The 23,686-nt window shown below is 66.7% G+C and carries 18 protein-coding genes, 8 pseudogenes and 1 other annotated feature; of the genes and pseudogenes, 16 read left to right on the top strand and 10 right to left on the bottom strand.

The window, feature by feature from the left end; genetic code table 11:
* Nucleotides 1–13 precede the first annotated feature (13 nt).
* Nucleotides 14–1,228 (bottom strand): annotated as a pseudogene (locus tag OG906_RS40315) (IS110 family transposase).
* Between the two features lie 372 nt (nt 1,229–1,600).
* Here OG906_RS40315 and OG906_RS40310 point away from each other — a divergent pair.
* From OG906_RS40310 to OG906_RS40290, 5 genes and pseudogenes are all read left to right on the top strand, one after another.
* On the top strand, nt 1,601–2,293 hold the full coding sequence (locus OG906_RS40310; protein ID WP_329449248.1) for a transposase family protein: 693 nt from the start codon (nt 1,601–1,603) through the stop codon (nt 2,291–2,293).
* Nucleotides 2,294–2,712: 419 nt separating this feature from the next.
* Nucleotides 2,713–3,501 carry a transposase family protein gene (locus OG906_RS40305; RefSeq protein WP_329449180.1) on the top strand — a complete coding sequence of 263 codons (789 nt, stop codon included), beginning with the start codon at nt 2,713–2,715 and terminating at the stop codon, nt 3,499–3,501.
* A gap of 161 nt (nt 3,502–3,662) precedes the next feature.
* Nucleotides 3,663–4,160, top strand: a complete 498-nt coding sequence (locus OG906_RS40300) for a hypothetical protein (protein ID WP_329449179.1) — start codon at nt 3,663–3,665, stop codon at nt 4,158–4,160.
* Nucleotides 4,076–4,294 (top strand): sterol carrier protein domain-containing protein, encoded by a 219-nt coding sequence (locus OG906_RS40295; protein WP_329449178.1) that lies wholly within the window; start codon nt 4,076–4,078, stop codon nt 4,292–4,294. Before OG906_RS40300 ends, OG906_RS40295 begins: the two co-directional genes overlap by 85 nt.
* Before the next feature lie 68 nt (nt 4,295–4,362).
* A pseudogene (locus OG906_RS40290) lies at nt 4,363–4,692 on the top strand (transposase family protein); the annotation flags it as partial.
* 92 nt (nt 4,693–4,784) lie between these two features.
* Here the strand turns inward: OG906_RS40290 and OG906_RS40285 are convergent.
* From OG906_RS40285 to OG906_RS40270, 4 genes and pseudogenes are all read right to left on the bottom strand, one after another.
* Nucleotides 4,785–4,934, bottom strand: coding sequence for a hypothetical protein (locus OG906_RS40285; protein ID WP_329449177.1), 150 nt, complete (start codon nt 4,932–4,934; stop codon nt 4,785–4,787).
* Nucleotides 4,842–4,970 (bottom strand) — a sequence feature (AL1L pseudoknot). Its footprint overlaps the gene before it by 93 nt.
* The gene (locus OG906_RS40280) at nt 4,931–5,248 is read right to left on the bottom strand and encodes a transposase (RefSeq protein ID WP_329449176.1); all 318 of its coding nucleotides are present in this window, start codon (nt 5,246–5,248) and stop codon (nt 4,931–4,933) included. (Overlaps the previous feature by 40 nt.) The genes OG906_RS40285 and OG906_RS40280 overlap by 4 nt, the downstream gene beginning before the upstream one ends.
* Nucleotides 5,249–5,480: 232 nt before the next feature.
* Nucleotides 5,481–6,158: a response regulator transcription factor gene (locus OG906_RS40275; RefSeq protein WP_329449247.1), complete on the bottom strand. Its 678-nt coding sequence runs from the start codon at nt 6,156–6,158 to the stop codon at nt 5,481–5,483.
* A 227-nt stretch (nt 6,159–6,385) separates the two neighbouring features.
* Nucleotides 6,386–6,757 (bottom strand): annotated as a pseudogene (locus tag OG906_RS40270) (transposase); the annotation flags it as partial.
* A 64-nt stretch (nt 6,758–6,821) separates the two neighbouring features.
* Here OG906_RS40270 and OG906_RS43835 point away from each other — a divergent pair.
* The 5 genes and pseudogenes from OG906_RS43835 to OG906_RS40250 all read left to right on the top strand — a co-directional run bounded on the left by OG906_RS43835 (nt 6,822) and on the right by OG906_RS40250 (nt 10,340).
* A protein-coding gene (locus OG906_RS43835; RefSeq protein ID WP_443067510.1) for an IS630 family transposase occupies nt 6,822–7,918 on the top strand; the annotation gives its coding sequence in 2 pieces (ribosomal slippage) (nt 6,822–7,280 and nt 7,283–7,918; 1,095 coding nt in all).
* Nucleotides 7,914–8,141: pseudogene (locus tag OG906_RS43830) on the top strand (IS630 family transposase); the annotation flags it as partial. The gene OG906_RS43835 and the pseudogene OG906_RS43830, both read left to right, overlap by 5 nt.
* A gap of 297 nt (nt 8,142–8,438) precedes the next feature.
* A pseudogene (locus OG906_RS43825) lies at nt 8,439–8,951 on the top strand (transposase); the annotation flags it as partial.
* 45 nt (nt 8,952–8,996) lie between these two features.
* Complete coding sequence (locus tag OG906_RS43820) at nt 8,997–9,914, top strand: terpene synthase family protein (protein WP_329449254.1); 918 nt, start codon at nt 8,997–8,999, stop codon at nt 9,912–9,914.
* A gap of 240 nt (nt 9,915–10,154) precedes the next feature.
* On the top strand, nt 10,155–10,340 hold the full coding sequence (locus OG906_RS40250; RefSeq protein ID WP_329449172.1) for a hypothetical protein: 186 nt from the start codon (nt 10,155–10,157) through the stop codon (nt 10,338–10,340).
* On the opposite strand, the gene OG906_RS40245 is transcribed toward OG906_RS40250, so the two are convergent.
* Nucleotides 10,305–11,069: a transposase family protein gene (locus tag OG906_RS40245; protein ID WP_329449171.1), complete on the bottom strand. Its 765-nt coding sequence runs from the start codon at nt 11,067–11,069 to the stop codon at nt 10,305–10,307. The genes OG906_RS40250 and OG906_RS40245 overlap by 36 nt on opposite strands.
* Nucleotides 11,070–11,561: 492 nt before the next feature.
* On the opposite strand from OG906_RS40245, the gene OG906_RS40240 reads away from it, so the two are divergent.
* Both OG906_RS40240 and OG906_RS40235 read left to right on the top strand, forming a co-directional pair.
* A complete protein-coding gene (locus OG906_RS40240) occupies nt 11,562–11,870 on the top strand; it encodes a transposase (protein WP_443067509.1) in 309 nt (102 codons plus the stop codon).
* Entirely contained in the window at nt 11,867–12,616 is a 750-nt protein-coding gene (locus OG906_RS40235; protein WP_329449170.1) for an IS3 family transposase, read from the top strand. Before OG906_RS40240 ends, OG906_RS40235 begins: the two co-directional genes overlap by 4 nt.
* 497 nt (nt 12,617–13,113) lie before the next feature.
* Here OG906_RS40235 and OG906_RS40230 read toward each other — a convergent pair whose 3' ends face one another.
* Entirely contained in the window at nt 13,114–13,386 is a 273-nt protein-coding gene (locus OG906_RS40230; protein WP_329449169.1) for a hypothetical protein, read from the bottom strand.
* 73 nt (nt 13,387–13,459) lie between these two features.
* Between OG906_RS40230 and OG906_RS40225 the strand changes: the two genes are divergently transcribed.
* Nucleotides 13,460–14,614 carry an ISAs1 family transposase gene (locus OG906_RS40225; RefSeq protein ID WP_329449168.1) on the top strand — a complete coding sequence of 385 codons (1,155 nt, stop codon included), beginning with the start codon at nt 13,460–13,462 and terminating at the stop codon, nt 14,612–14,614.
* Between the two features lie 459 nt (nt 14,615–15,073).
* On the opposite strand, the pseudogene OG906_RS40220 reads toward OG906_RS40225, so the two are convergent.
* Nucleotides 15,074–16,346 (bottom strand): annotated as a pseudogene (locus OG906_RS40220) (IS256 family transposase); the annotation flags it as partial.
* Nucleotides 16,347–16,817: 471 nt separating this feature from the next.
* Here OG906_RS40220 and OG906_RS40215 point away from each other — a divergent pair.
* Nucleotides 16,818–17,906 carry an IS110 family transposase gene (locus tag OG906_RS40215; RefSeq protein ID WP_329449167.1) on the top strand — a complete coding sequence of 363 codons (1,089 nt, stop codon included), beginning with the start codon at nt 16,818–16,820 and terminating at the stop codon, nt 17,904–17,906.
* Between the two features lie 56 nt (nt 17,907–17,962).
* Here OG906_RS40215 and OG906_RS40210 read toward each other — a convergent pair whose 3' ends face one another.
* A complete protein-coding gene (locus tag OG906_RS40210; RefSeq protein WP_329449166.1) occupies nt 17,963–19,267 on the bottom strand; it encodes a tetratricopeptide repeat protein in 1,305 nt (434 codons plus the stop codon).
* Between the two features lie 190 nt (nt 19,268–19,457).
* On the opposite strand from OG906_RS40210, the pseudogene OG906_RS40205 reads away from it, so the two are divergent.
* Nucleotides 19,458–20,242: pseudogene (locus OG906_RS40205) on the top strand (IS5 family transposase).
* 1,375 nt (nt 20,243–21,617) lie between these two features.
* Here OG906_RS40205 and OG906_RS40200 read toward each other — a convergent pair.
* Nucleotides 21,618–22,718, bottom strand: coding sequence for an IS630 family transposase (locus OG906_RS40200; protein ID WP_329449165.1), 1,101 nt, complete (start codon nt 22,716–22,718; stop codon nt 21,618–21,620).
* A gap of 133 nt (nt 22,719–22,851) precedes the next feature.
* On the opposite strand from OG906_RS40200, the pseudogene OG906_RS40195 reads away from it, so the two are divergent.
* Nucleotides 22,852–23,367, top strand: a pseudogene (locus OG906_RS40195) (winged helix-turn-helix domain-containing protein); the annotation flags it as partial.
* Between the last annotated feature and the right edge of the window lie 319 nt (nt 23,368–23,686).

Here is a 23,686-nt window from a genome sequence, read left to right as displayed (position 1 = left end):
CGCTGTGGTCGGGTCATATCGCTGTCGCGCCTGCGCGGGCCGCAGCGGTCTCGAAGAGCTTGTGGTCGCGCAGGAGGGCCCAGAGCACATTCAGGCGGCGCCGGGCGAGGGCCAGGACGGCTTACTTGTGGGACTTTCCCTCCGCGCGTTTGCGCTGGTAGTACCGCTTCGATTCAGGGCAACACACGGTGGCGACCTGGGCAGAGAGATAGAACATTCGCAGCGGTCGCCTGCTGTAGCGCCGGGGCCTGCGGAGGTTACCGCTGACCTTGCCCGAGTCACGGGGGACCGGGGCCAGGCCGGCCACACCGGCGAGCCGGTCGGAGCTACCGAACACAGACATGTCTCCACCGGTAGCGGCGATGAACTCGGAGCCCAGCGTCATGCCGATGCCGGGTATGTTGGTGATCACCTCTGCGTCGGGATGCTCCCTGAACCGGGCCTCGATCTGGGCTTCGAGCTCCGAGATTTCCTCGTCAAGGGCCGTCACCGCCGCGGCCAGCGTGTGGACCATCCGCGCGCAGGTCCTTTCCCCGGGAACGACGGTGAACTGGGCTTCTCCGGCGGTCACCGCGGCCTCGGCCGTGCTCCTGGCAGCGGTGCTGGTGCGCACGCCGTGGTTCTTCAACCAGGTCGTGAGCCGTGACCGGCCGATCCTTCGCAGGGCTGCCGGGGTTTGGTAGCTGGCCAGCAGAATCAGCGCGCTCTTGGAGGTGCTCAGATCGAAGGCACGCTCCAGAGCGGGGAAGTACTCCAGCAACTGCGCGCGGAGGCGGTTGATCGCGCGAGTGCGGTCGGCCGCGAGGTCGATCCGGCGCGCGGTCAGAATCGGCAGGTCTACTGCGATCTCACCGAGCTCCTGCAGAGGCTGCAGATCACGGCGCATGCGGGCGGTGTCGGCGATGATGAACGCGTCCTTCGCGTCCGTCTTCCCGCTGCCCCGATAGGCCGCTGAGGCGTGGTGTACGGTCCGGCCGGGGATGTAGAGCAGCTTCTGGCCGTGGTTGACCAGCAGCGCGATCCACAAGGAGGCCCCGCCAGCGTTCAGGTCGACGGCCCAGGTGACCGGGCCACCGTCGGCTATCCCCAATACGTCACCAAGGAGTTCGAGCAGTTCAGCCTCGTTGTTCGGCACACGCCGCGACAGCAACGTCGTCCCGTTGGCGTCGATGACCGTGCAGTGGTGCTCGGCCTTCCCCGCATCCGTCCCGGCCCACAATTCCGGCACCGATCCTCCTCCGACGTGGTGTTGTGTCCCAGCAGAGGACCTCGCCGACGCATCCATACGAGCGATTCAGTTCGCGTATCCCAATTAGCGGCCGAGTCGTGGCGGGTGCCGGGCGGCCAATCAGTGGAAGCCACATCATCGGCTATCGGGTGACAGCCATACCCAGCACCCCTGGGTGCTCCGATCCTACGAATGACCGAAACGGCCCACGACGAACGGTATGAATCGGGTGGCGTGAGGGCGGCTGTGAAACGGGCGGAGCCCCCGGGGTGTTGAGCAAGGTGTCTACGCTCAACTCTTCAGCCTGGGGGCTCCGTTGGTTCCTATCGTGCCGTGCTGGATGTCCCGCATGCCCTCGTGGAGTGGGTGACGATGCTGATCGTCACCCGGGAGGGTGGCCGCAGGTGCAAGCTGCCGCCCTCGAGCCGGACCCCGGCCGCACTGGTGTACCTGCGCAAGAACGACACCCTTCACCAGATCGCCGCCGGTTTCGGGATCAGCGTGGGCACCGTCCACGCCTACGTCCACTCCGTCGTCACACTCCTGGCCGGCCGGGCACCGGGCCTGACCGCGGTCCTGAGAACCGCGGCCGCCCGGTACGTCCTGCTCGACGGGACTCTCGCCGAATGCGACCGGGTCGGCGACAGCCGCGCCGACTACTCCGGCAAGCACCGCCGTCACGGCGTGAACCTGCAGGTCATCACAGCCCCGGACGGAACCCTGGTCTGGATCTCACCGGCGCTGGCCGGCCGCGTCCACGATCTCACCGCGGCACGCCGGCACCGGATCATCACGACCTGCGTCCGCCTCGGCATCCCTGTCCTCGCGGACAAGGCCTACCAGGGAGCCGGCGACATCGTCGCCGTTCCCCACCGCCGCAAGCCCGGGAAAGACCTCACCACCGGACATAGAGCCGTCAACCGGGCACACTCCCGCCTCCGCTGGCCCGTCGAGAGAGCCATCGCCCGGATCAAGACCTGGCGCATCCTCCGGAAAGCCCGAACCAGCCCAAACAAACTCACGGCAATCGCCAAAACCATCCTCACCCTGGAGACTCACCGCTGAAAATGCTCAGTCGCGGTCTTCCTGGCGTCCGCTGCTGCGTCACACATCAATGGTGCGATCATGTCAGTCGACGGCGGCTGGTTCGCGGGCTGACGCTTAACGGCCCGCGAGCGACGTGGTGACCACGGCCGTCCGCAAGTCGACGTGCACGCCCATGTGGTTGCACCGGCGAAGCCGGTGGTGGCCGATGCTCAAGACGAGGCGATGCGGCGTCTTCAGCTTTCCTGTTGGGCCCCGTCCGGTCAGCGGGTCCTACGTTGCTGGTGGGTCGGACGGACCAGTCGTATGGTCCCGAGGTCCAGAGACACCGGGAGGTCTATTTACGAGGTTCTTGGGATGGTTGTCGTTGATCACGGAGGCGGCCCTGCTCGGTAGCGTGACGTTTGTGACGACGTCAGATCTCTACCGGGGCAGGGCCGTTGGGCTGGAGCGTTACGACAGGGCTGGACGCGGATTACCTGGATGTGCTGGTGGCCCGTGTCTATGCCGAACTGCAGGCCGTGCCGGACGGCCCGTCTCCTGAGCGGCTGCGGGCGCTGGGCTTGCACAAGTCGGTAGTGCTGGTGCTGTTCCTGCTGAGGAAGAACCCTGTCCAGGAAGCGGCGGCCGAGCTCTTCGGGATCTCCCAGGCGACCGTCTCACGCCGCTGGAACACGCTGCTTTCCGTGGTGGGAAAGGTGCTGACCAGGCATGTTCCCGACCCGGCCGAGGCCTCCGCCGGGCGGGTCGTGCTCGTCGACGGCACGCTGGTGACCACATGTGACTGGAAGAGCGAGTGCACCGCGATGTTTTCGGGCAAGCACCGCGACACCGGCTTCAACCTCCAGATCGCCGCGACCCTGGCCCGGGACCTGCTCGCCGTCTCGCTCCCGCTGCCGGGCAGCCGGCATGACGCCTTCGCCTGGCGTCAGTCCCGCTTTCCCCAAGTGTTCGCCGACCGCGACAAGCTCGAAGACCTCGGCTACATCGGCACCGAGGTACGTACCGGGCGGCACAAACCGCCTGGCAGGAGCCATTGCGCAGGCGACAAGGAGGCCAACCAGTCAGTCAGCACCCTCCGTGCCGACGTCGAACGCGCCATCGCCCACCTGAAGGACTGGAAGATCCTCGCCACCCGCTACCGCGGCCCCCCACCCGATTCCCCACCGTCGCCACGACCGTCACCGCCCTCACCTTCTTCAGAAAGGGCTGGTGACCCCCGTAAATAGACCTCCTGGTGTGGTTGCGGGCTCTTCCCGCTTGAACGTCACCCCCGTCGCCACGTTGCTGCCGAGCAGGTGGGGACCCATGGCGGTGCCCGCGCTGCCGGTCGCGGAGAACTTCGTCCCGGTGGTGAGCGTGGTGCTGTCGGCCAGGTAACCGGCCGCCTATGGGCCGTACTGATGCTGGCGTTCGGCAGGGCGACGGGCCCTGCGGATCGCCCGTGAGCGTCGCCTGGTCGGCCGCGAACACCGCCGAGGGGACCGTCCGCGTCCGCGACGTCGAGGCCACCGACCCGCGCGCCTACGCCGCCCTGTGGCGCTTCCTCCTCGACACCGACCTCATCTCGCGCGTCGTGGCCCCCAACCGCCCCGTGGACGACGCCCTGTTCCACCTCGTCTCCGACGTGCGGCACTGTGCCCCGACTGTGCTCGACAGCCTCTACGCGCGCGTCGCCGACGCCCCGATCGCGCTGACCGCCCGTTCCTACGCGGCCCCGGTCGACCTCGTTCTCGACCTCGACGACGCCCTCGCGCCTGGAACCGGGGCCGCTGGCGGCTCACCGGCGACGCCTCCGGCGCGGTGTGCGCTCGTACCTACGACGCCCCCGACCTCTCCCTGGACGCCAGCGCCCTCGACTCGGCCTACCTGGGCGGCACCAGCCTGACCGAACTGGCCGCCGCGGGCCGGGTTCGTGAGCACGCCCCGGGCGCGCTCGCCGCCGCCACGACGGCCTTCACCTCACCCGCCGCGCCCTGGCTCCCGCACGGCTTCTGCCGCTCCCCGCTGCCCCGGCTCTGACCGGGTCTGTACGGTCAACGGCCCTGTCTCACATTGGGTGGTGACGCAGAGTGGTGTAGGTCGTTGATGTGAGCGTGGAGAGTCTCAACGAGCTGGTGGCGACGGTGTTTTCGGGGATATACCCGCTGGTCATCGAGGATGTGGTCGACGAGGGTGAGCGCGTGGTCGTGAGGGCACGGACTCCGGGATCGAACGCGGTCTGCCCGGTGTGCGGGGTGTTGTCGGGGCGGGTGCACGGCTATCACTGGCGGGCGGTCGCCGACCTGCCGATCGACGGTCGGCGGGTCGTGGCACGCGTCCGGGTTCGACGTCTGGTGTGTCCGACCCGCGGCTGCCGCCACACCTTTCGCGAGCAGTTGCCCGGGGTGCTGGAGCGATACCAGCGGCGCACAACGCGAACTGCCACACCAAAGCCGTCATCGGCTGGGCAACCGCCGAACACATGAAAACCTCCCTCATATCCGACGCCATCCACATGGCCGCCAGGTGCTCATCGCGCCGGCTGCGGGGCCGACGGCGGACGGGTGTGGGCGGCGTAGTGGGTGCTCGGCGCGATCGGCGCGTCCGTCTCGGCGAGGACGTCGCAGATCGGCTGGACGCCGAACTGTTCCTTGTGCTGGTCGATGTAGGCGACCTTCATCGCAGTGGACGGTCCAGCTCCGCGGCGAAGAAAGCCGAGGCAGACCTCAATATCGCGTTCGCCCGCCGCAGTTCCTTCACCTCCCGCTCCAGCTCCGCGATCCGGACGGCCTCGGCGCTGGTGGTCCCGGGCGCGAGGCCCTCGTCGACTTCGGCCCGTTTCACCCACCCCCGCAAAGCCTCGGGGTGCACGTCCAGCTGGTCGGCGATGCGCTTGAGCGCTCCGGCCCGACCGACCCGGTCCTTGCGGGCCCCGACCGCCAGACGCGTCGCGCGTTCACGCAGTTCATCGGGGTACTTACGGGGAGCAGCCACGATCGGCATCCTTCCGGGTCTTGATGATCTCCATCAAACCCAGGGCGGTTCAACTGGCTCACCCAAGCAGCCCGAGCCATCGTCACCCTGGAGAGCTACCGCTAAAAATCCTCATGTGACAACGCCCGCCGACGCCCAAGACGATCGTCGTGGATTCCTCGGACCGGTCGGCTATCGCCCACTACCGCTCTTATCCTGACATGTATGGATACATGCTGTTAGGGCAGGATACTCACGGGCTCGCGCGCCCCGCCAACCCGGTTTCGTTCGCGACCAGGGCGGCCTGCGTCCGGTTGTCCAGGTGCAGTTTGCCGAGCAGCCGGGAGACGTACGTCTTCACGCTGGCCCGGGACAGGTGGAGTTCCTCTGCGATCTGCGCGTTCTCGAATCCGTGCCCCAGCAGCCGCAGCACCTGCCGTTCGCTGTCGTTGAGCAGCCGGACCCGGTGGTGGGAGCGGGCGAACTGCGCCTGACAGCCGGACGGCCGATCCATGAGTCCGCCGAACACCTCGGGGGCGATGGCGCAGCCGTCGGCCAGGACGTGGCACAGCACCGCGCCCAGCAGCCCGGCGTCCAGGTCGCGCGTGACGAAGCCGCGGGCGCCCGCGTCGAGCGCCTCGTCGAGCCCCTCGTGACCGCCGCCCCCGGTGAGCAGGACGACCTTGGGCGGGCGCGGCAGGAGACCGCCGAGCCGGTCCACGCGCAGCCCAAGGGAGCGAGCCAGGGCGAGGTCCATGAGCACGAGTTCGGGTTCCGTGCTGCGCAGCAGCCGCGTCACCTCGGCCGGGATGCCGGCTTCGGCGACCACGTCGTAGCGGCCCAGCTCCTCTTCCAGGACGCGGCGCAGCTCGGCACGGAAGACGGGTTCGGGGTCCGCGATGAGAACGGTGCGCCGGTTCTCCTGCTGCATTGCGTCCACCGGTGCTCCATGAATTTCCGCCGTCGAGTTCATGATCACATTGTCACCGTTACGACTTAGGATCGACGTAACGAACTCTTAAATTGGCCTAAGAATCGTCAGATTGCCCTCGCCGACACGGATTGACGATGATCGGTGGACCATCCGAAATGGAGATCGGTTCCACCTTTCTTCATATTGGGGACTTTGGCCCTTCGGTAAAAGGGGCCAAAGGCACTTCAGGTTGAACTCGTAGTGTCGGTTTGGGTGATCATGGTGGGCTCCATGGTCAGCCCGGTCTGGGCGAGGCAGCCGTCGATCAGCTCGGGCCGGTACTGGATCTTCTTGAGCTTGCGCTTGATGATGCGGGTGAGACCGGCGAGGTCGGCGGCGACGAAGTTGGTGATCGACCGTTTGAGCAGAGACCAGACGCCTTCGGTGGGGTTGAGGTCGGGCGCATAGCTGGGGAGCTGGTAGATCCGCAGCCAGTCCTTGTTCTCTTCGGCGTAGTCCGCCAGCTCCTGGCGCAGGTGGACGGACAGGTTGTCCCAGCACCACACGATCGGGGTGCCGAGCTGCTGGTGGGTGGCCGTGATGAGGTCGCGGTACTCAGGTTGAACTCGTAGTGTCGGCGTGGCTGCTGACGGGTTGTGATGCCTGCGGTATGTCATGGGGATGAGGTATGCGCAGGCGGGCGGGTGTACGCCCGAGGAGCAGGCGGCGCGTGAGCGGTTGAGGCTGGAGGCGGCCGAGTGGTTCGCACGTGGGGAGACCACGGTCAAGATCGCCCGGGAGCTGAGGGTGTCCGATCGCTCGGTGTTGCGGTGGCGGCGGGTGTGGGAGTCGGGCGGGGTGGAGGCCCTGCGCTCGAGGGGGCCGGTGTCGGTGGAGAGGCTGTCCGCGGGGCAGTGGGCCAGGCTGGAGGCGGAGCTGGCGCGGGGTCCGCTGGTGCATGGTTTCGAGGACGACCAGCGGTGGACGCTGAAGCGGATCAAGCTGCTGATCGGCCGGATGTTCCATGTCGGCTATACGGTGCAGGGGGTGTGGAAGCTGCTGCGCCGGCACGGCTGGAGCTGCCAGGTCCCGGTGCGTCGGGCCGTCGAGCGGGACGAGGCCTCCATCGAGGTGTGGAAAGAGCAGGTGTGGCCGGAGGTAAAAGAGCGGCGGCGGACCTGGGTGCCCACATCTGCTTCGAAGACGAGGCAGGACAGGCCCTGAGCCCGCCGCGGGGACGCACCTGGGCACCACGCGGCCGACGCCCCACGGTGCGGGGCCGGGGCCGCGGACGCGTGAACATCGCCGGCGTCAGCTGCTACCGGCCCGGCCACCGCACCCACTTCTTCTACAAGCTGCACGTCTACCACGGCCGTAAGAATGAGCCCAAGAGCTTCTCCTGGCAGGACTACCGCGACCTCATCACGGCCACCCACCAGCAGCTCGGCACCCCGATCGTGTGGTGCTGGGACAACCTGTCCGTCCACCTGCGCCAGGAGCTGGCGGACTACGCCGAAGAGAACAAGGACTGGCTGCGGATCTACCAGCTCCCCAGCTATGCGCCCGACCTCAACCCCACCGAAGGCGTCTGGTCCCTGCTCAAACGGTCGATCACCAACTTCGTCGCCGCCGACCTCGCCGGTCTCAACCGCATCATCAAGCGCAAGCTCAAGAAGATCCAGTACCGGCCCGAGCTGATCGACGGCTGCCTCGCCCAGACCGGGCTGACCATGGAGCCCACCATGATCACCCAAACCGACACTACGAGTTCAACCTGAGTATGCGCCCGACCTCAACCCCAACGAAGGCGTCTGGTCCCTGCTCAAACGGTCGATCACCAACTTCGTCGCCGCCGACCTCGCCGGTCTCACCCGCATCATCAAGCGCAAGCTCAAGAAGATCCAGTACCGGCCCGAGCTGATCGACGGCTGCCTCGCCCAGACCGGGCTGACCATGGAGCCCACCATGATCACCCAAACCGACACTACGAGTTCAACCTGAGGTACCCGCCCGCCTGCGCATACCTCATCCCCATGACATACCGCAGGCATCACAACCCGTCAGCATCACGCCAACACTACGAGTTCAACCTGAGCAGGTGCCCTGTGCCGTCGCATGCGCAAGCCTCGAACGACGTGAATGCGGCACATGCCCTCAACTTGATCTTTAACGTTCGGCGTCGAATGGTGAGTCGAACTTGATCACTCGGTTCGGTAACCGCCGTACGCAGAGGCGGCCTTCGTCTGGATCATGTGCTCCGACCAAGGAACACACACGTCCAGCGCGAAGGCCGTGAGGATGAGTCTGCTGCATCGTGATGCCCGGCGAGAGCCGCTGGCGGAACTGTCACGCTTCCGGGGCGAGTTCTACTCCTGCCTGACCGCTCGTTCGGACGGGCTGTTCGAGCTGGCTGATGCTGTTCTGTGCGGCGACGGGCCGGTGAGGTCGCTGGCCGAACTGTCGCTGGTGGGCGAACACCGCCGCGGCCATGGCGGGCTCTACGCAGTTGTGGCTCGCGGCTGGGTCGACACCGCCCGGCTGCGGCAGGCACTGGCGGCGGTGCCGCTGCCCCGCGCTGCCGACGGCCGGCTGGTGCTGGCCATCGACATCACCTGCTGGCTGCGGCCCGACGCCCACACCTCACCCGAGCGGATCCTGTGCCACACATACGGCCGGGGCAAGGACCAGCACATTCCCGTCCCCGGCTGGCCGTACTCGATCATCTGCGCGCTCGAGCCCGGCCGCAGCTCGTGGACCGCACCCATGCCTGACCGGCAGGAGTCCACGTTGCTGCTGCGATGGGCCCGAGACACCGGGTTGGCAGCCAATAGCCGCCAGGAGCAGCACTTGGCCGCGATGCGGCTGGAGGTTCTGGCTCAGGGCGCGCTGCCGCAAGGCGGTGCGGAGGATGTGGTGCTGACCGCTCAGTGGGCGGCGTTCGTCTGCTGGGTAGACGACCACATCGACCGGCGGGGCCTGGGCACGGTCCCGGGTGAGTTGGAACAATTCACTGCTTCCTTGCGGCAGGTGTTCGCGACCGGTGGGGAGATATCCACGGGGACGGCACCGCAGGCGGTGGTGCTTGCGCGGCTGTGGGGTCGTACCGCTCCGGGCATGTCGGCCCGGTGGCGGCGGCGGTTCGCCGCGGATTACACCGATTTCCTGGATGCCTGTGAGGCGGAGGCAGCACTGCGGCGTGCCGGGGTCCGGTTGCCGCTGGCGCACTACCTTCGGCTGAGACGGCGCACGATCACGTTGCTTCCCATGCTGGACGTGTTGGAGCGCACCGGCCAGGCCTCGTTGCCGGAGGTGGTGTGGGCGGGTGAGCGGTTGCGGGATCTGCGGTGGGCGGTGGCCGACGTCGCGGGCTGGGCCAATGATGTGGCTTCGGTCGGTGACGACGCGGCGGACGGCCAGGACAACCTGGTGGCGATCCTGGCTCGGGAGGGTGACTGCTCGCCGCGGGCGGCGCGGTGCCGGGCGGCGGCCATGATCGAGGAACGCCGTGCCGAATTCGCTGCTACGGCGACGGCGTTGCGGGCGGACCTGGCGAAGGTGTCGGAGGGACGGGAGGAACTGGAGCGTTATGTGGACCTGCTGGAGAGGTTCATGGCCGCGACCTTGCGCTGGCTGTCGGTCACCGGGCGCTTCACGCCCGGGACCTCGGCCCCGGCTTCGGTGGCGCGGGCCCTGACTACGAGGCCCATAGCGCCCGATTCACCGGACGGGGCCGACGACCGGTCCATACCGACGACGCCCAGACAGAGGCCTTGATGAGAATCCCCACCTGGAACGCAGGCCTACCGCGCCGGCCCCACGACGCATCACCGTCCAGCCTTGGCACCGGCCACCGTCGCGTTAAGCACCCTCCTCCAAGGCCGGGTCAGCCCGGACGGGGCGGCGCTCGATCCGTGGCGCAGCCGCGCCCGGGGGCTCTGTCCACCTGCGGCCCAGAGGCCGCCGACAAGGCCGCCACCGCCCCGCCTCTTCTCACCCTGTGACCGGCAGGTCACCATGTCCGACACCTCCGCGCGCCCGGCAGATCCGGTAGCGACGTTCTACGACCGGCTCACTGATCTCATCGCCGCCGCCTATGACGGCAACTTCCACCTCGGCTACAGCCCCGAGCCGGGCGACACCGCCTCGCTGGAGCTGGAGGCCTATTCACGGGGTTCTACCAGCCTTTCTTGTAGAAGGTGAGGGCGGTGATGGTCCTGGTGATGAGGGGAAGGCTTGGAGGGGGCCGCGGTAGCGGGTGGCGAGGATCTTCCAGTCCTTCAGGTGCGCGATCGCCCGCTCGACGGCGGCACGGAGTTTGCCGATGCTCTGGTTGTAGACCTTGTCTCCGGCGGGCCGTTCCCGGCCTGGGGGTTTGCGTCTCGCGGTGAGCATGCCGGAGCCGACGTAGCCCAGGTCGCCGATGTCCTCCCGGTCGGCGAACGCGTCGGGGAAGTGGGACTGCCGCCAGGCATACATGTCGTGCCGTGAGCCTGGGACGGGCGCCGAGGCCGCGAGCGGTTCTCCCGACAAAGTGGCCGCGACCTGCAGGTTGAAGCCGGTGTCCCTGTGTTTGCCGGAGAACATCAAGGTGCCTTCGCTTGCCCAGTCCCAGGTGGTCACCAAGGTGCCGTCGATCAGGACGACCCGGCCGGCCGATACCTTCGTGGCATCCGGGACGTGACCGGCCAGGACTTTCTCCACCACCGGCAGCAGCGCCGTCCACCGCCTGGAGGCAGTGGCCTGGGAGACCCCGAACAACTCCGCGGCCGCCTCCTGGACGGTGTTCTGCCGCAACATGAACAGGACGAGCACCACCGACTTGTACAGCCCCAGTGCCCACATCCGCCCCGGCACCACCGTCCGGTCCACATCCTCCACCAACGCCCGATGGACCCGCTCCACCAGCCCGCCCAGTTGATCCCCGTCCAATCCTGTCGTAACGTCCCACCTCAACGGCCCTGCCCCGGTGGTGATCTGACGTCTTCGCAAACATCAGCCTACGGAGCAGGGCCGCCTTCATGATCAAGGAAAACGGGCTACGAAACCCCGTGAATAAGCCTCCGGGACTCTGACCTTGTGAGGGCCGGGCGCCTGGGCGACGCCAGAGTCAAGTGACAGGGGCGGAGCAGCCATGGGGAGCGTCTCCTCGTGCGGACCAGGTCCAGGCGTGCGAGGGCTGAACAACGGGTCGACGTCGGTCTGTGCTGCTGCCCCGCTCCTTGGTCGCCGCTCTTGCGCCGGTGTCTATATGGGGGCGAACCACCGGGCCGCTGTTATGTAGGCGGGGCGGGGTTCGTTGCGTGTGAGCGGCGTAGGACGTTGACGACGCGTTCTCGGCCGAGGATGGGGGCGTCTGGGCTTGCTTCGCTTTGGCGGACATCCGAGATCAGGGGCTTGGGCCCCGGAAGGATGATGTCCATCATGGAGAGCATGGCGAAGAAGAAGGTGCGTCCTCGACGCTCGTTCACGGCGGAGTTCAAGGCCGAGATCGTCGGTCTGTGCCGGCGTGGTGACCGCTCGGTGGGTCAGGTGGCCAAGGACTTCGACCTGACCGAGACCGCGGTGCGGAGCTGGGTGCGTCAGGCCGAGGTCGATGCGGGCGATCGGGACGGTCTGACCAGCAGCGAGCGCGAGGAGTTGGCGGTTCTGCGGCGGGAGAATCGCAGGCTGCGGGAGGACGTGGAGGTCCTCAAGCGTGCGACGGCTTTCTTCGCGACGGAGACCCGGTGAACGTGTACCCGTTCATCGAGGCGGAGAAAACTGCAGGTCACAGCGTCAAGAAGGCGTGTGAACTGTTCGAGGTCTCCCGAACCGCCTACTATGCCCGCCGTACTGGTGTCCCTGGTCCCCGCACGGCGCGAGACGCTGAGTTGACCGAGCGGATCACCACCGTGCACCAGCAGTCCCGCGGGACCTACGGTTCCCCGCGCATTCACGCCGTCCTCAAGCGCGAGGGCGCCGGCTGCGGCCGCAGGCGAGTGGCCCGCCTGATGCGGCAAGCCGGACTCGCCGGCCGTCACCGTCGTCGACGGCACCGCACCACCATCCCCGACCCCCAGGCCGCCACGCGTCCTGACCTGGTCCTCCGCGACTTTCGTCCCGACCCGACAGCGGTCGACACCCGCTGGTGCGGTGACATCACCTACATCGCCACCGACGAGGGCTGGCTCTACCTGGCCACCGTCATCGACATCGCCTCCCGCCGTGTCGTCGGCTGGGCCACGGCCGACCACCTGCGCACCGAACTCGTCGCCGACGCCCTCACGGCCGCCTGCCACACCCGCCGCCCGACCGGCCCGGTGATCTTCCATTCCGATCGCGGCTGCCAATACACCAGCCGTGAACTCGCCACTTTGGCAGGTGGGTTGGGGATAGTGCTGTCGGTCGGACGCACCGGTCAGTGCTGGGACAACGCACTCGCCGAATCGTTCTTCTACCGCAGCCCCGCCGAATACGAGACCGCCCTCGCGGCCTGACCAACACACCAAAGGTGTCCGCGAAAGCGGAACAAGCTCATAACACTGAAAGATCGCAGTCGCATGCTGACAGTCGGCCCACGCTCCCGCCACCTGAGGATCGCGAGCACCCCGGACAGTTCACCCGACGGAACGGTCGGAGCCTCACCCGATCACCCCCTGCCGGCACCGCGCCCCGTCAGGCAAGGTTCTCCCGCACGCCAACCGATGACACTCCGACAAGATACGCGTCTCCGCCGACCCGGCCACCCCCTCCCGGACTCCCAAGTCATCACTCCCCTCGGGGAACGCCCAGGACCCGGCAAGGCGCGAGACTTCCGGAACTCAGTCCTCGAGTTTCCCTGGCAACCACTTTGAAACGCTGCGAACAGGGCAGGCACCCCAGGGACTGAAGGGTTCCGAACGTCCCTCACGGGACGGCGCGGACGCTCCGTTTCCCTCGGTCGTCTGTCCGTGTGGCCCCATCGGCCACGAGAACATACACATCTGAGGGGCAGTCAGGGCCTGCCTTCTGAATTCAGGTGCCGTGGCGAGAAATTGGCTGAACGCTCCGAACTATCCCTGGATCCCGAATTGATCCGATCAGCACCGCCCGCCCCTGGATTCCCCCGGTGATCGGGCTCGGCGGTGAACTCCGTCGCGAGCCGGAACCCGCGGCGTTTCCGGTCGTTGGTCAGGGCTTCGGCAAAGTGACGGATCGTCCGATTGGTCATGGTCTGCGGCGGGTGGGTCAGTTCGGACGTGAAGCAGGCACGGACTTCCAAGATCATGGAGTTCTCGACGCCCCGTAATCCCGATGGAAGACCGTGCCTGCCGCCACATCATCACCGATCCCGCCTGCTCTTGACCAACTCCGCGACCAGCTGTCGGCCGGACTCGACGAACTCCCCGACCTGCTGGAACGCCTCACCGAAGTCCCCGACCCGCGACCCCCGCGGGGTCCGGCACGCCCTGGTCCACGTGCTCGCCCTGGCCGCAGCCGCTGTACTGGCCGGCGCGACCTCGCTGTTGGCGATCAGCGAGTGGGCCGCCGACGCTCCGCGCGACGTACTCCTCGCGCTGGGAGCCCGGCACGATCCGCTGATCACGCGTCCCAAGGTGCCCGGCGAGGCGACCATCCGCCGGGTCCTGGTCCGGATCGACGCTGATGCGCTCGATCGCGCCGTAGGCAGCTGGCTCACCGACCGTCAGCTAAGGGAACCGCAGGCCACAGCCCTGCGGGCGATCGCAGTGGACGGCAAGAGCCTGCGCGGCACCGCCCGCGCACACGGCCGAAAGATCCACCTGCTCGCCGCCCTCGACCACACCGCCAGTACTGTCCTTGCTCAACTCGACGTCGGCGAAAAGACGAACGAGATCACCTGTTTCCAGCCGCTCCTAGACACCGTCGCCGGTCTCGCCGGCGCCGTGGTGACCAGCGACGCGATGCACACCCAGCGCGAGCACGCCGACTACCTGGTCGCCCGCCGGTCCGCGCACTACATCGTGATCGTCAAGGGCAACCAGAAGAAGCTCCGCAAACAGCTCAAGTCCCTTCCCTGGAACGCGATCCCGCTCCAGGACCGCACCCGGGAGACAGAACACGGCCGCGGCGAGATCCGCCGCATCAAGGCGGCCACCGTGAGCAACCTGCTCTTCCCGCATGCGGCACAGGCAGTCCAGCTCAAGCGCCGCCGAACGAACCGCAAAACCGGCAAGGTCACCATCAAGACGATCTACACGGTCACCAGCCTGACCGCCGACCGGGCCACCCCCGCCCAGCTCGCCGCCCTCATCCGCGGCCACTGGACCATCGAAGCCCTCCACCACATCCGGGACGTGACCTTCGCCGAGGACGCCTCCCAACTCCGCACCGGCAACGCGCCCCAAGCCATGGCCACCTGGCGCAACCTCGCCATCGGCGCCCTCCGACCCACAGGAGACCGCAACATCGCCACCGCCCTCCGATACAACGCAAGAAAACCGAAGCGACCGCTTGCCCTCCTCGGGCTCACATGATCACGACGCACGGCGGGCATCCCGCGACTTTGCCGAAGCCCTGGGAGGGCCCCGAGGACGTTCTCGCGGCCAGGGCGAGGACGGCCTGGATGTGGAACATTCATTCGGCTCGCTTGCGTTCGTATAACCGGCGGGACTCATCGGAATGACGGATGCTGAACAACGCGGAGATGTATTGATCCGAAATGCTTTGAGTTCAGGCTCGTTGGCCGTGCGTGAGTGATCTGGGGAGTGCGCGGACGTGGTCGCCGGACGCGCAGGAGGCTGTACGGCTGCTGGCGGTCTCCGCGCTGGTGGAGAGCCGGTACTACAGGAGTGGTTCGAGGGCTCGTTGTCTGCGTCTCGCGTAGTGGATCCGTTTTGCGATGGTCTGGTGGGTTCGGCGCCATAGGGATTGGGCGGTGATGAGGGGCTGTCAAATGAGCGGTGTAACTGGGGTTGTGAGGGTTGCTGACGTGTTGCGGGGAGCTGGCCGTCGAGGGTGATGTCGAAGGCGTTCAGTGCGGTCTTCCAGCGCATGGTCCAGGGGGCCTGGCCCTTGCCGGTGGGGTCCAGGCCATGATTGCCGTGTAGACGCACTTCAGGGCGGCCTGCTCGTTGGGGAAGTGGCCGCGGGCCTTGACCGCCCGGCGGATCCGGGCGTTCACGGACTCGATGGCGTTGGTCGTGCAGACGGTGCGGCGGATCTCGGTGTCGAAGCGGGGAACGGGGTGAACTCTTCCCACGCGTTCTCCCAGAGCCGCACGATCGCCGGATGCTTCTTGCACCAGGTGTCGGCGAACTCGGCGAACCGGTCGAGTGCGGTTTCCTCGGTCGCCGCGGTGTAGACGGGCTTGAGAAGCTTGGCGATCTTGTCCCAGTCCTGGCGGGCGGCATGGCGGAAGGAGTTCCGCAGCAGGTGGACCACGCAGGTCTGCACGACCGTGCGGGGCCAGACGGTCTCGACCGCGTCGAGCAGGCCCTTGAGCCCGTCGCAGACGAGCATGAGGACGTCGTTCACGCCTCGGTTCTTGATCTCGGTGAGGATGTGCATCCAGTGCTTGGCGCCCTCACCGCCGTCGCCGGCCCACAGCCCGAGGATTTCCCGCCGGCCCTCGGCCGTGACGGCCAGAGCCACATGGATGGGCCGGTTGGCCACCGCACCGTCGCGGACCTTCACGTGGATCGCGTCGATGAAGATCACCGGATAGACGGCGTCCAGGGGCCGGTTCTGCCACTCGGCCATGCCCTCGAGGACCTTGTCAGTGATCGTGGAGATCGTCTGGCGCGACACCTCGGCGCCGTAGACCTCGGCCAGGTGAGCCTGGACCTCACCGGTCGTCAGACCCTTCGCGGCAAGCGAGATGACCATCTCGTCCACGCCGGAAAGACGCTTCTGCCGCTTCTTGACGATCTTCGGCTCGAAGGAGCCCTCGCGGTCGCGGGGCACGGCTATCTGAACCGGGCCGACCTCGGTCAACACGGTCTTGGCCCGGGTGCCGTTGCGTGAGTTGCCGCCGTTCTTCCCGGCGGGATCGTGCTTGTCATAGCCGAGGTGGTCGGTGATCTCGCCCTCGAGAGCGGACTCCAGCAGTCGCTTCGTCAGCTGCTGGAGCAGCCCGCCCTCACCGGTCAGCTGCAGGCCCTCGGCTTGAGCCCGACCCACCAGCTCGTCGATCAACCGGTCGTCCACGGACTTCGACGGCACCGCCTCACACGGCTCGACAGTCTCGGTCACGTTGTTGCTGGTCATCGATGCATCTTCCATGATCGGGAGTTACACCGAACGTTTTACAGGTGGGCGAGATTGGCTGCGCTGATCACCTCGGGTACGGGAAAATGGGGTCGGACGTCCCGGTCAGCCGATGGGCCTGCGATGCTTGCAAGCTCGTTTTACAGGATGGCGATGGGGGCCGACCAGGGGACCACGGATTGTTGCCAGGGCGACGTCAGTCTGCCGTCCGGAGCACGCGTGTCAGACTCCGCCATTCCCTTGGCCCCTCCGGGATGCCCGCCGTGCACGGGGGTGTTCGAGCGGGAGGGAGAACAGGATGGCCCGGCTCCAGGATACGAAGGACGAGGTAATTTCATCTGAGGTCCGCGGGAGTGGACCTGGGCAGGCGGTTCCCTGCTCGCATGTGTACGGACGCCGAGCACGAAACGGGCTGGCAGCTGGTCCTTGGAGACCGAACGATTCGGTACTACGACTGCTGAAGTCCGGCGCTTGCTGGCCTGGCTGCTGGAGCGGCAGGTCGAGGTGGTGATGGAGGCGACCTCGGACTACTGGCGTCCGGTCTACTACCTGTTGCAACCGCATTTGAATCTGATGCTGGTCAATCCAGCTCATCTCAAAGGGATTCGGGGCCGCAAGACCGATCCCAGTGACGCGGCTTTCCTTGCCCGGGCCGGGGCGTCGGGGATGGTGATGGCCTCGTTCGTGCCGGAGCGCGACATTCGCGAGCTACGGGACCTGACACGCCGGCGGACCGAGCTGGCGCGGGCGGCGGGTTGGGAAGCCCAGCGGCTCGAGAAGGAGCTCGAGGACACGGGGATGAAACTCTCCTCCGTCCTCAGCGACGTGGCCGGCGCAACAGGCCGGGCCATTCTGGAGGCTCTGATCAGCGGGGAACGGGATCCGGCCCGGCTTGCCGACCTCGCGATCGGCCGGGCCCGAAACAAGATCCCCGAACTCATCGAAGCCCTGGACGGGCAGTTCACCGGTCATCATGCGTTCATGGTCCGGCACTACCTGGACGAGATCGACCGCTGGAAGAGCGTCATCACGGCCTTCGATGCCCCGATCTCGACTCTGCTGGCGGATCGGGAGCGGGACCTCGCCGATCTGGCCACGATCCCTGGCATCGGCCGTCTGGCCGCGGAGATCGTCATCGCCGAGACTGGGGGAGACATGGCCCAGTTTGCCTCAGCCCACCGTCTCGCGTCCTGGATCGGGGTCTGCCCCGGGCAGAACGAGTCGGCCGGGGTGAACCGATCCGGCCGCACCCGTCCGGGGAACAAGAATCTCAAACGCCTGCTCGGGATCGCCGCGATGGTCGCGATCAGGAAGAAGGACTTCTACCTCGGTGTCTTCTTCCGGCGGATCGCTGCCAGACGAGGAGGCAAGCCGGCCCTGGTCGCCGTGATGCACAAACTCGCCATCGCCATCTGGCACGTTCTGCACGACCACGGCCCCTACCAAGAACTCGGCGCCGACCACTTCACCCGCCGCGATCCCGAACGCGCCATGCGGCGGATGATCAAGGAAGCCAACAGCCTCGGACTGACCGTCCGCTTCGAGCCGACCGCGGCCTGAAGCACCCAACCATGGGGGTCATTTTCGTGTCAGTCCCTTGACAACCTCATTGGCAATCAGTAGTGCGCGAGGTGGAGGCGCCTGTGCAGGCTCGCGAGCGTGGCGTCAATGGTGCAGGAGGTCAGGCTCAGGTGTGAGGCGAGCGTTTCCTTGTACAGAGAGCGGGCCAGCTGGTAGTGGCCGGCTTCCAGTTCCAGGGTCACGATTTCCAGCCGAGTGATCAGCGAAGTGCGGTATTCGTGAGGAGGGCGCAGCCGGAGGGAGGCCTGCAGGAGCGATAGGGCCTTTGCGCGGTCGCCGAGGGCGATGTGAGTCTGGGCCTGCTGGTAGCGGAGGGCGGGCAGGGGGTATCGGTCGAACCCGTCGGCGTCGGCGTCGGCGATTAGTGCCTCCGCTCGGGCCAGAGCCTGGTGGGCGCTTGAAGCGTTCGCCAAGTGAGCCAGGGACACCGCGTGTTGGGACAGAGCGTAGGCGCGGACTCCGGGCGGCGCGATGCGGGTGTCGCGCAGGGCGGCCTCGGCGAGGGCGGCGCCCGTCCGGTGATGGCCGAGCCGGGTAGCCTGAGTGGCGAGGTCGCGTTCCGCGAGCCCCCGTAGCAGTGGGCTACTGGCCTCGTCGGCGAGGCGGGCCGATAGGTGCAGGCACTGGGCGGCTCGTCCGTGATCGCGGTCGTCGATGTGGGTACGGGCCATTATCCGCATCAGGGACGCGGCGTGTCCGAGCAGATCCCGGTGCACGCGGTCACTGGAGGGGGCGCGAAGCCATTGAAGCACTTGCTGATCGAGGTAGGAGGCGAGCAGGGAGCGGGTCGGCGGTCCTGCGTAGCAGTCGTACTGGCGCGCGGCCGCGGTGACGAGGTCGGCCAGGGCATGGACCTGGACCTGCCCGACCCTGCGGGCCCTGGACGCCAATGCGGACGGGAGCCGGCGCTGCGTCGGTACAGTCGCCGCAGGAATGCCGGGCACCCGATACGGCACGCGGCTCGGGCTTCGAACCGCGCCGAGGCCACTTTCGAGAAGGGACTGGAGGACGGCAACAGCTTCCTGCGGGTCCGGATGGCTGACCCATGGCGGCGGCCCCGGACGGGCAAGGCCGACGACAGTTGGGCCGCAGAAGCCGAGTTCGCTGACGCCCACCGGCCGACGTAGTCGCCGAGTAAAGGTCTCGGCGAGCAGTTCGGGCACCGGCGGACGCGGCGTGGTCCCGGTGAGCCAGTGCGCGACTGTAGTCCGATCGTAGCCCAATTGGACGCCGATCTCGGCCGCAGTGACACGCAAGGCACACGCCAAGTCGTTGGCGCTCCAAGCGGATTCCTCCAGAATCTGTCGCAACCGCGTGTTCGGTGCTTTCGGTGTGATCATGCCGGAACCCTTCTCAGGACCGAGGCGGAGGGTGGTGGGACGTGTTCGTCAACCCGCCCGGAATCCCACACCGTCCGGCCTGCGTCGTGACCCCCCTTACAACCCCTAACGAAATGATCTTTGGGCTGGTTAGCTGGCTCTGGGAACCTTGATCTGGGGGTGCGGAGCGGGTCGGCGAAAGCCGTGGGAAGTGAACGATGAGTTCTGGGCGGTGATCGAGCCGCTCCTGCCGAAGGTCGAGCGGCGGGTTCGTCATCCGGGGCTGAAACGGCATCTGGACCGGCTGGTGTTCCAGGGGATCCTGTTCGTCCTGCACACCGGGATCGCGTAGGAACACCTCCCGTAGGAGCTCGGTTTCGGCTCGGGCATGACTTGCTGGCGACGCCTGGCGGAGTGGACCGAGGCCAGCGTCTGGCCCCGCTGCACGAAACCCTTCTGGCCCGGCTCCGCGGTGCCGGCGCCCTGGACCTCTCGCGGGCCGTGGTCGACGGCTCTCACATACGCGCGTTAAAGGGGGCTCCAAGACAGGGCGAAGCCCCGTTGACCGGGGTAGGAACGGCAGCAAGCACCACCTGATCACCGATGCCACCGGAACTTCGTTTGCCGCGACCTTGACCGGCGGGAACCGCAACGACGTCACCCAGTTCACCCCTGCTCCAGGCCGTCCCACCGGTCCGTGGCAACGGGGGTCGGCCGCGCCGACGCCCGGACACGGTGCTCTGGGATCGCGGCTACGACCACGACAAGTACCGGCGTCTGGCCTGGGCCCTGGGCGTAGAACCCGTCATCGCCCGACGCGGCGTCCCACGGATCCGGCCTCGGCACCGACTGCGGGTCGTCGAGCGGACCTTCTCCGACCTCCACTGGTTCCGCAGGCTGCGGATCCGCGGGAAAGTACGGGACGATATCCACGAGGCGTTCCTCAGCCTCGCTTGCTCGCTCATCTGCTGGCGGCGCCTGAAGTCATTCCGATAGCAGTTCTTACTGTCGTCTGCCAGATCGACAACGTTCAGCCGTATCTCCACCGACGAACAGGCAGGAGAGAGCAAGGCCAGTACTGTGTAAGTCCCTGCGGAGCGCTGAGCCTGTCCAAAAAAGTGAGCGTTTTCAGCTGGGGCTTCGGATCAGCAGCATGTACGCCTACGATCTGTAGCGATGCAGGATGCCTGTCACCCTTTTGTTAGGCGAGTTGAAAGGGCTCAGTGCGCGAACATTCCGAATCTGTTCTCCCGTTCGGATGAATCTGCGTGCAGGGGCTGTGTCCCTGCGCAGGTGGCGACTGTTCGGGATGGCATGTTTCGCTCATGCAGGATCCGTCTGTTTACTCTCTCGTGCATCCGCACCCACCACTATGGCTCGGCATTCGGCTTCACGGTGGGCGGTTAGTTCGTGCAGTCGTTCCCTCGGCGGCGGGTTACCTGGGCGTCCTTCGCCGCTCAGGGGAGTTGTGCCTGCTGGACGAGATCGGCGACATCGTGACGAGTGTGGGGTCGAAAAGGATGGACCATGATGACCCGACGATCAGTGCGCAGCGCGCGTTTTCGCCACCGTAAATTCTCGTCAAGTCTGCGAAACTTGGTCAGGCGTGTATCTGGTCGGTCTGCTGTCGCGTCGAAAATATACCGGCCAGCGTCGGAGACTTGCGCACATATACGGTTGCGGATGCCGGGGGCCTGGGACGGCGAGTGCGGTGATGCTGTACACGCTGGGAGCATTCACGGGCCGAACGGGATCCGACTCAGCCCGGTAAGGACCGAAAGCCCGTACCCGATTCATCCTCCCACGGAAGAGCCACCCATGATGTCGTCTCGACCGGGGACAACTCAGCTTCGAAAGCCGTGACGGTTCGTCGCGTTCTCCCTTGATGGACGCTCGATGAGGAATGTCGACACAGGCCGGACGAGGACGGGCGCGGGCGAGCCTCCTGAAAGCATTGGAGGCGCTACACGCAATGTGCTGTCCATGATCGGCTGGTATCAAGCGTATCGATGCCGCTAATTTCCCCCTCCAGTCGCCCTCTGAAGCAGAAGTTGCAATCGGGCATTCGGCTTCCGGCTCACGCGATCCCCTCCTGAATCGTCACGCCACACGCGGCACGGGTGCCTTATTAGGGCAGCTGGCACTCGGGCGGCCAAACGGACGCCGGGTCTTCCGATTATCACCGATGGTAACCATGATGGGGAGGCTATCCCCGAGGGACAGCCGGAGAAGCAAGCTAGTACCCCGCTTGGCCAGAGTGGGCCGCGTCCAAGTAAACCTGGCACAGCTGCTAGTGGAAAGAGCCTGTGCAGCATGTGGATGTGCGGGTGGTGCAATCTTGCGCAATTGTGAACTCCGATCCGATAGCTACTCAGGTTGAACTCGTAGTGTCGGTTTGGGTGATCATGGTGGGCTCCATGGTCAGCCCGGTCTGGGCGAGGCAGCCGTCGATCAGCTCGGGCCGGTACTGGATCTTCTTGAGCTTGCGCTTGATGATGCGGTTGAGACCGGCGAGGTCGGCGGCGACGAAGTTGGTGATCGACCGTTTGAGCAGGGACCAGACGCCTTCGGTGGGGTTGAGGTCGGGCGCATAGCTGGGGAGCTGGTAGATCCGCAGCCAGTCCTTGTTCTCTTCGGCGTAGTCCGCCAGCTCCTGGCGCAGGTGGACGGACAGGTTGTCCCAGCACCACACGATCGGGGTGCCGAGCTGCTGGTGGGTGGCCGTGATGAGGTCGCGGTAGTCCTGCCAGGAGAAGCTCTTGGGCTCATTCTTACGGCCGTGGTAGACGTGCAGCTTGTAGAAGAAGTGGGTGCGGTGGCCGGGCCGGTAGCAGCTGACGCCGGCGATGTTCACGCGTCCGCGGCCCCGGCCCCGCACCCGCACCGTGGGGCGTCGGCCGCGTGGTGCCCAGGTGCGTCCCCGCGGCGGGCTCAGGGCCTGTCCTGCCTCGTCTTCGAAGCAGATGTGGGCACCCAGGTCCGCCGCCGCTCTTTTACCTCCGGCCACACCTGCTCTTTCCACACCTCGATGGAGGCCTCGTCCCGCTCGACGGCCCGACGCACCGGGACCTGGCAGCTCCAGCCGTGCCGGCGCAGCAGCTTCCACCCCCTGCACCGTATAGCCGACATGGAACATCCGGCCGATCAGCAGCTTGATCCGCTTCAGCGTCCACCGCTGGTCGTCCTCGAAACCATGCACCAGCGGACCCCGCGCCAGCTCCGCCTCCAGCCTGGCCCACTGCCCCGCGGACAGCCTCTCCACCGACACCGGCCCCCTGGAGCGCAGGGCCTCCACCCCGCCCGACTCCCACACCCGCCGCCACCGCAACACCGAGCGATCGGACACCCTCAGCTCCCGGGCGATCTTGACCGTGGTCTCCCCACGTGCGAACCACTCGGCCGCCTCCAGCCTCAACCGCTCACGCGCCGCCTGCTCCTCGGGCGTACACCCGCCCGCCTGCGCATACCTCATCCCCATGACATACCGCAGGCATCACAACCCGTCAGCAGCCACGCCGACACTACGAGTTCAACCTGAGTACTGACCTTGAAGTCGTCTTGTCGTGGGGGCTGACGGTTGGTGATCGTCGCGGTATGCCGGAGGTATGAGGTATCCGCAGGGTGGGGGTCTGACCGCGGAGAGACAAGCTTTCCGCGAGCGGGTCCGGATGGAAGCGGTCGCCATGTTCGCTGACGGACGCGGCAGTACGGAGATCGCGAAGGAGTTACGGGTCAGCGCTCGTTCGGTTCAGCGGTGGAGGCGGTCCTGGAGGGAGGCCGGCCAGGACGCGGTCCGTTCCCGCGGTCCGATGTCCCGTCCGAAGCTGATGACCGACTGTTCGCGCTGCTTGAGGCGGAGTTGGCCAAGGGCCCGGTCGCTCACGGCTGGCCAGACCAGCGGTGGAAGCTCGCTCGGATCAAGACGCTGATCGGCCGCCGGTTCCACGAGTCCATGACGTTGTCGGGCATCTCCCAGATGCTGCGGCGTGGTGGCTGGAGCGATCAGGTTCCGGCCCGTCGCGCGGTCGAGCGCGACGAGGCGGCGGTGGCGGCGGGGTGAAGGACGTGTGGCCGCACCTGGAACCACCGCGGCGGCGCTCGGGGCCTGGATCGTCTTCGAATTGCGCCGTGAGGCGCTGTGTTTCGTGTGGAGGTGAGAGACGTTCACCGCTGACCTGTCGTAGCAGCGAGGTGGAGCTGAGGGCAGCCTAATGGGAGCCGCCGGGTCGGTAAGACTCGGTGCTGTAGCCGCCAGCAGGTGAGCACTCAGGTTGCCGGAAGCGTTCGATTTCTGGGATCAGACCGTGCCCCTGCTGGTCGGCCGGAAGGCCAGACCGCTGATGGGGTGGCGTGCCCGCCGAGTTCGGCGTGAGCACTGGATCCATTAGGCCGCGCGCCGTGTCTTCCGCAGGCTGCACCACACAGGCGAAGTGCTGACAA

This window comes from Streptomyces sp. NBC_01426 (assembly GCF_036231985.1).
In the GTDB taxonomy this organism is placed as follows: Bacteria; Actinomycetota; Actinomycetes; order Streptomycetales; family Streptomycetaceae; genus Streptomyces.
This window is presented reverse-complemented; position numbering and strand designations above follow the sequence as displayed.

Bases quoted from the DNA above. Each gene is read 5' to 3' on its own strand.
- OG906_RS40200 (WP_329449165.1), bottom strand. From the start codon at position 22,718: ATGAGGTATGCGCAGGCGGGCGGGTGTACGCCCGAGGAGCAGGCGGCG.
- OG906_RS40310 (WP_329449248.1), top strand. From the start codon at position 1,601: ATGCTGATCGTCACCCGGGAGGGTGGCCGCAGGTGCAAGCTGCCGCCC.
- OG906_RS40285 (WP_329449177.1), bottom strand. From the start codon at position 4,934: ATGAAGGTCGCCTACATCGACCAGCACAAGGAACAGTTCGGCGTCCAG.
- OG906_RS40230 (WP_329449169.1), bottom strand. From the start codon at position 13,386: ATGATCTTGGAAGTCCGTGCCTGCTTCACGTCCGAACTGACCCACCCG.
- OG906_RS40300 (WP_329449179.1), top strand. From the start codon at position 3,663: ATGGGCCGTACTGATGCTGGCGTTCGGCAGGGCGACGGGCCCTGCGGA.
- OG906_RS40240 (WP_443067509.1), top strand. From the start codon at position 11,562: ATGGAGAGCATGGCGAAGAAGAAGGTGCGTCCTCGACGCTCGTTCACG.
- OG906_RS43820 (WP_329449254.1), top strand. From the start codon at position 8,997: ATGCGGCTGGAGGTTCTGGCTCAGGGCGCGCTGCCGCAAGGCGGTGCG.
- OG906_RS40210 (WP_329449166.1), bottom strand. From the start codon at position 19,267: ATGATCACACCGAAAGCACCGAACACGCGGTTGCGACAGATTCTGGAG.
- OG906_RS40250 (WP_329449172.1), top strand. From the start codon at position 10,155: ATGTCCGACACCTCCGCGCGCCCGGCAGATCCGGTAGCGACGTTCTAC.
- OG906_RS40275 (WP_329449247.1), bottom strand. From the start codon at position 6,158: ATGCAGCAGGAGAACCGGCGCACCGTTCTCATCGCGGACCCCGAACCC.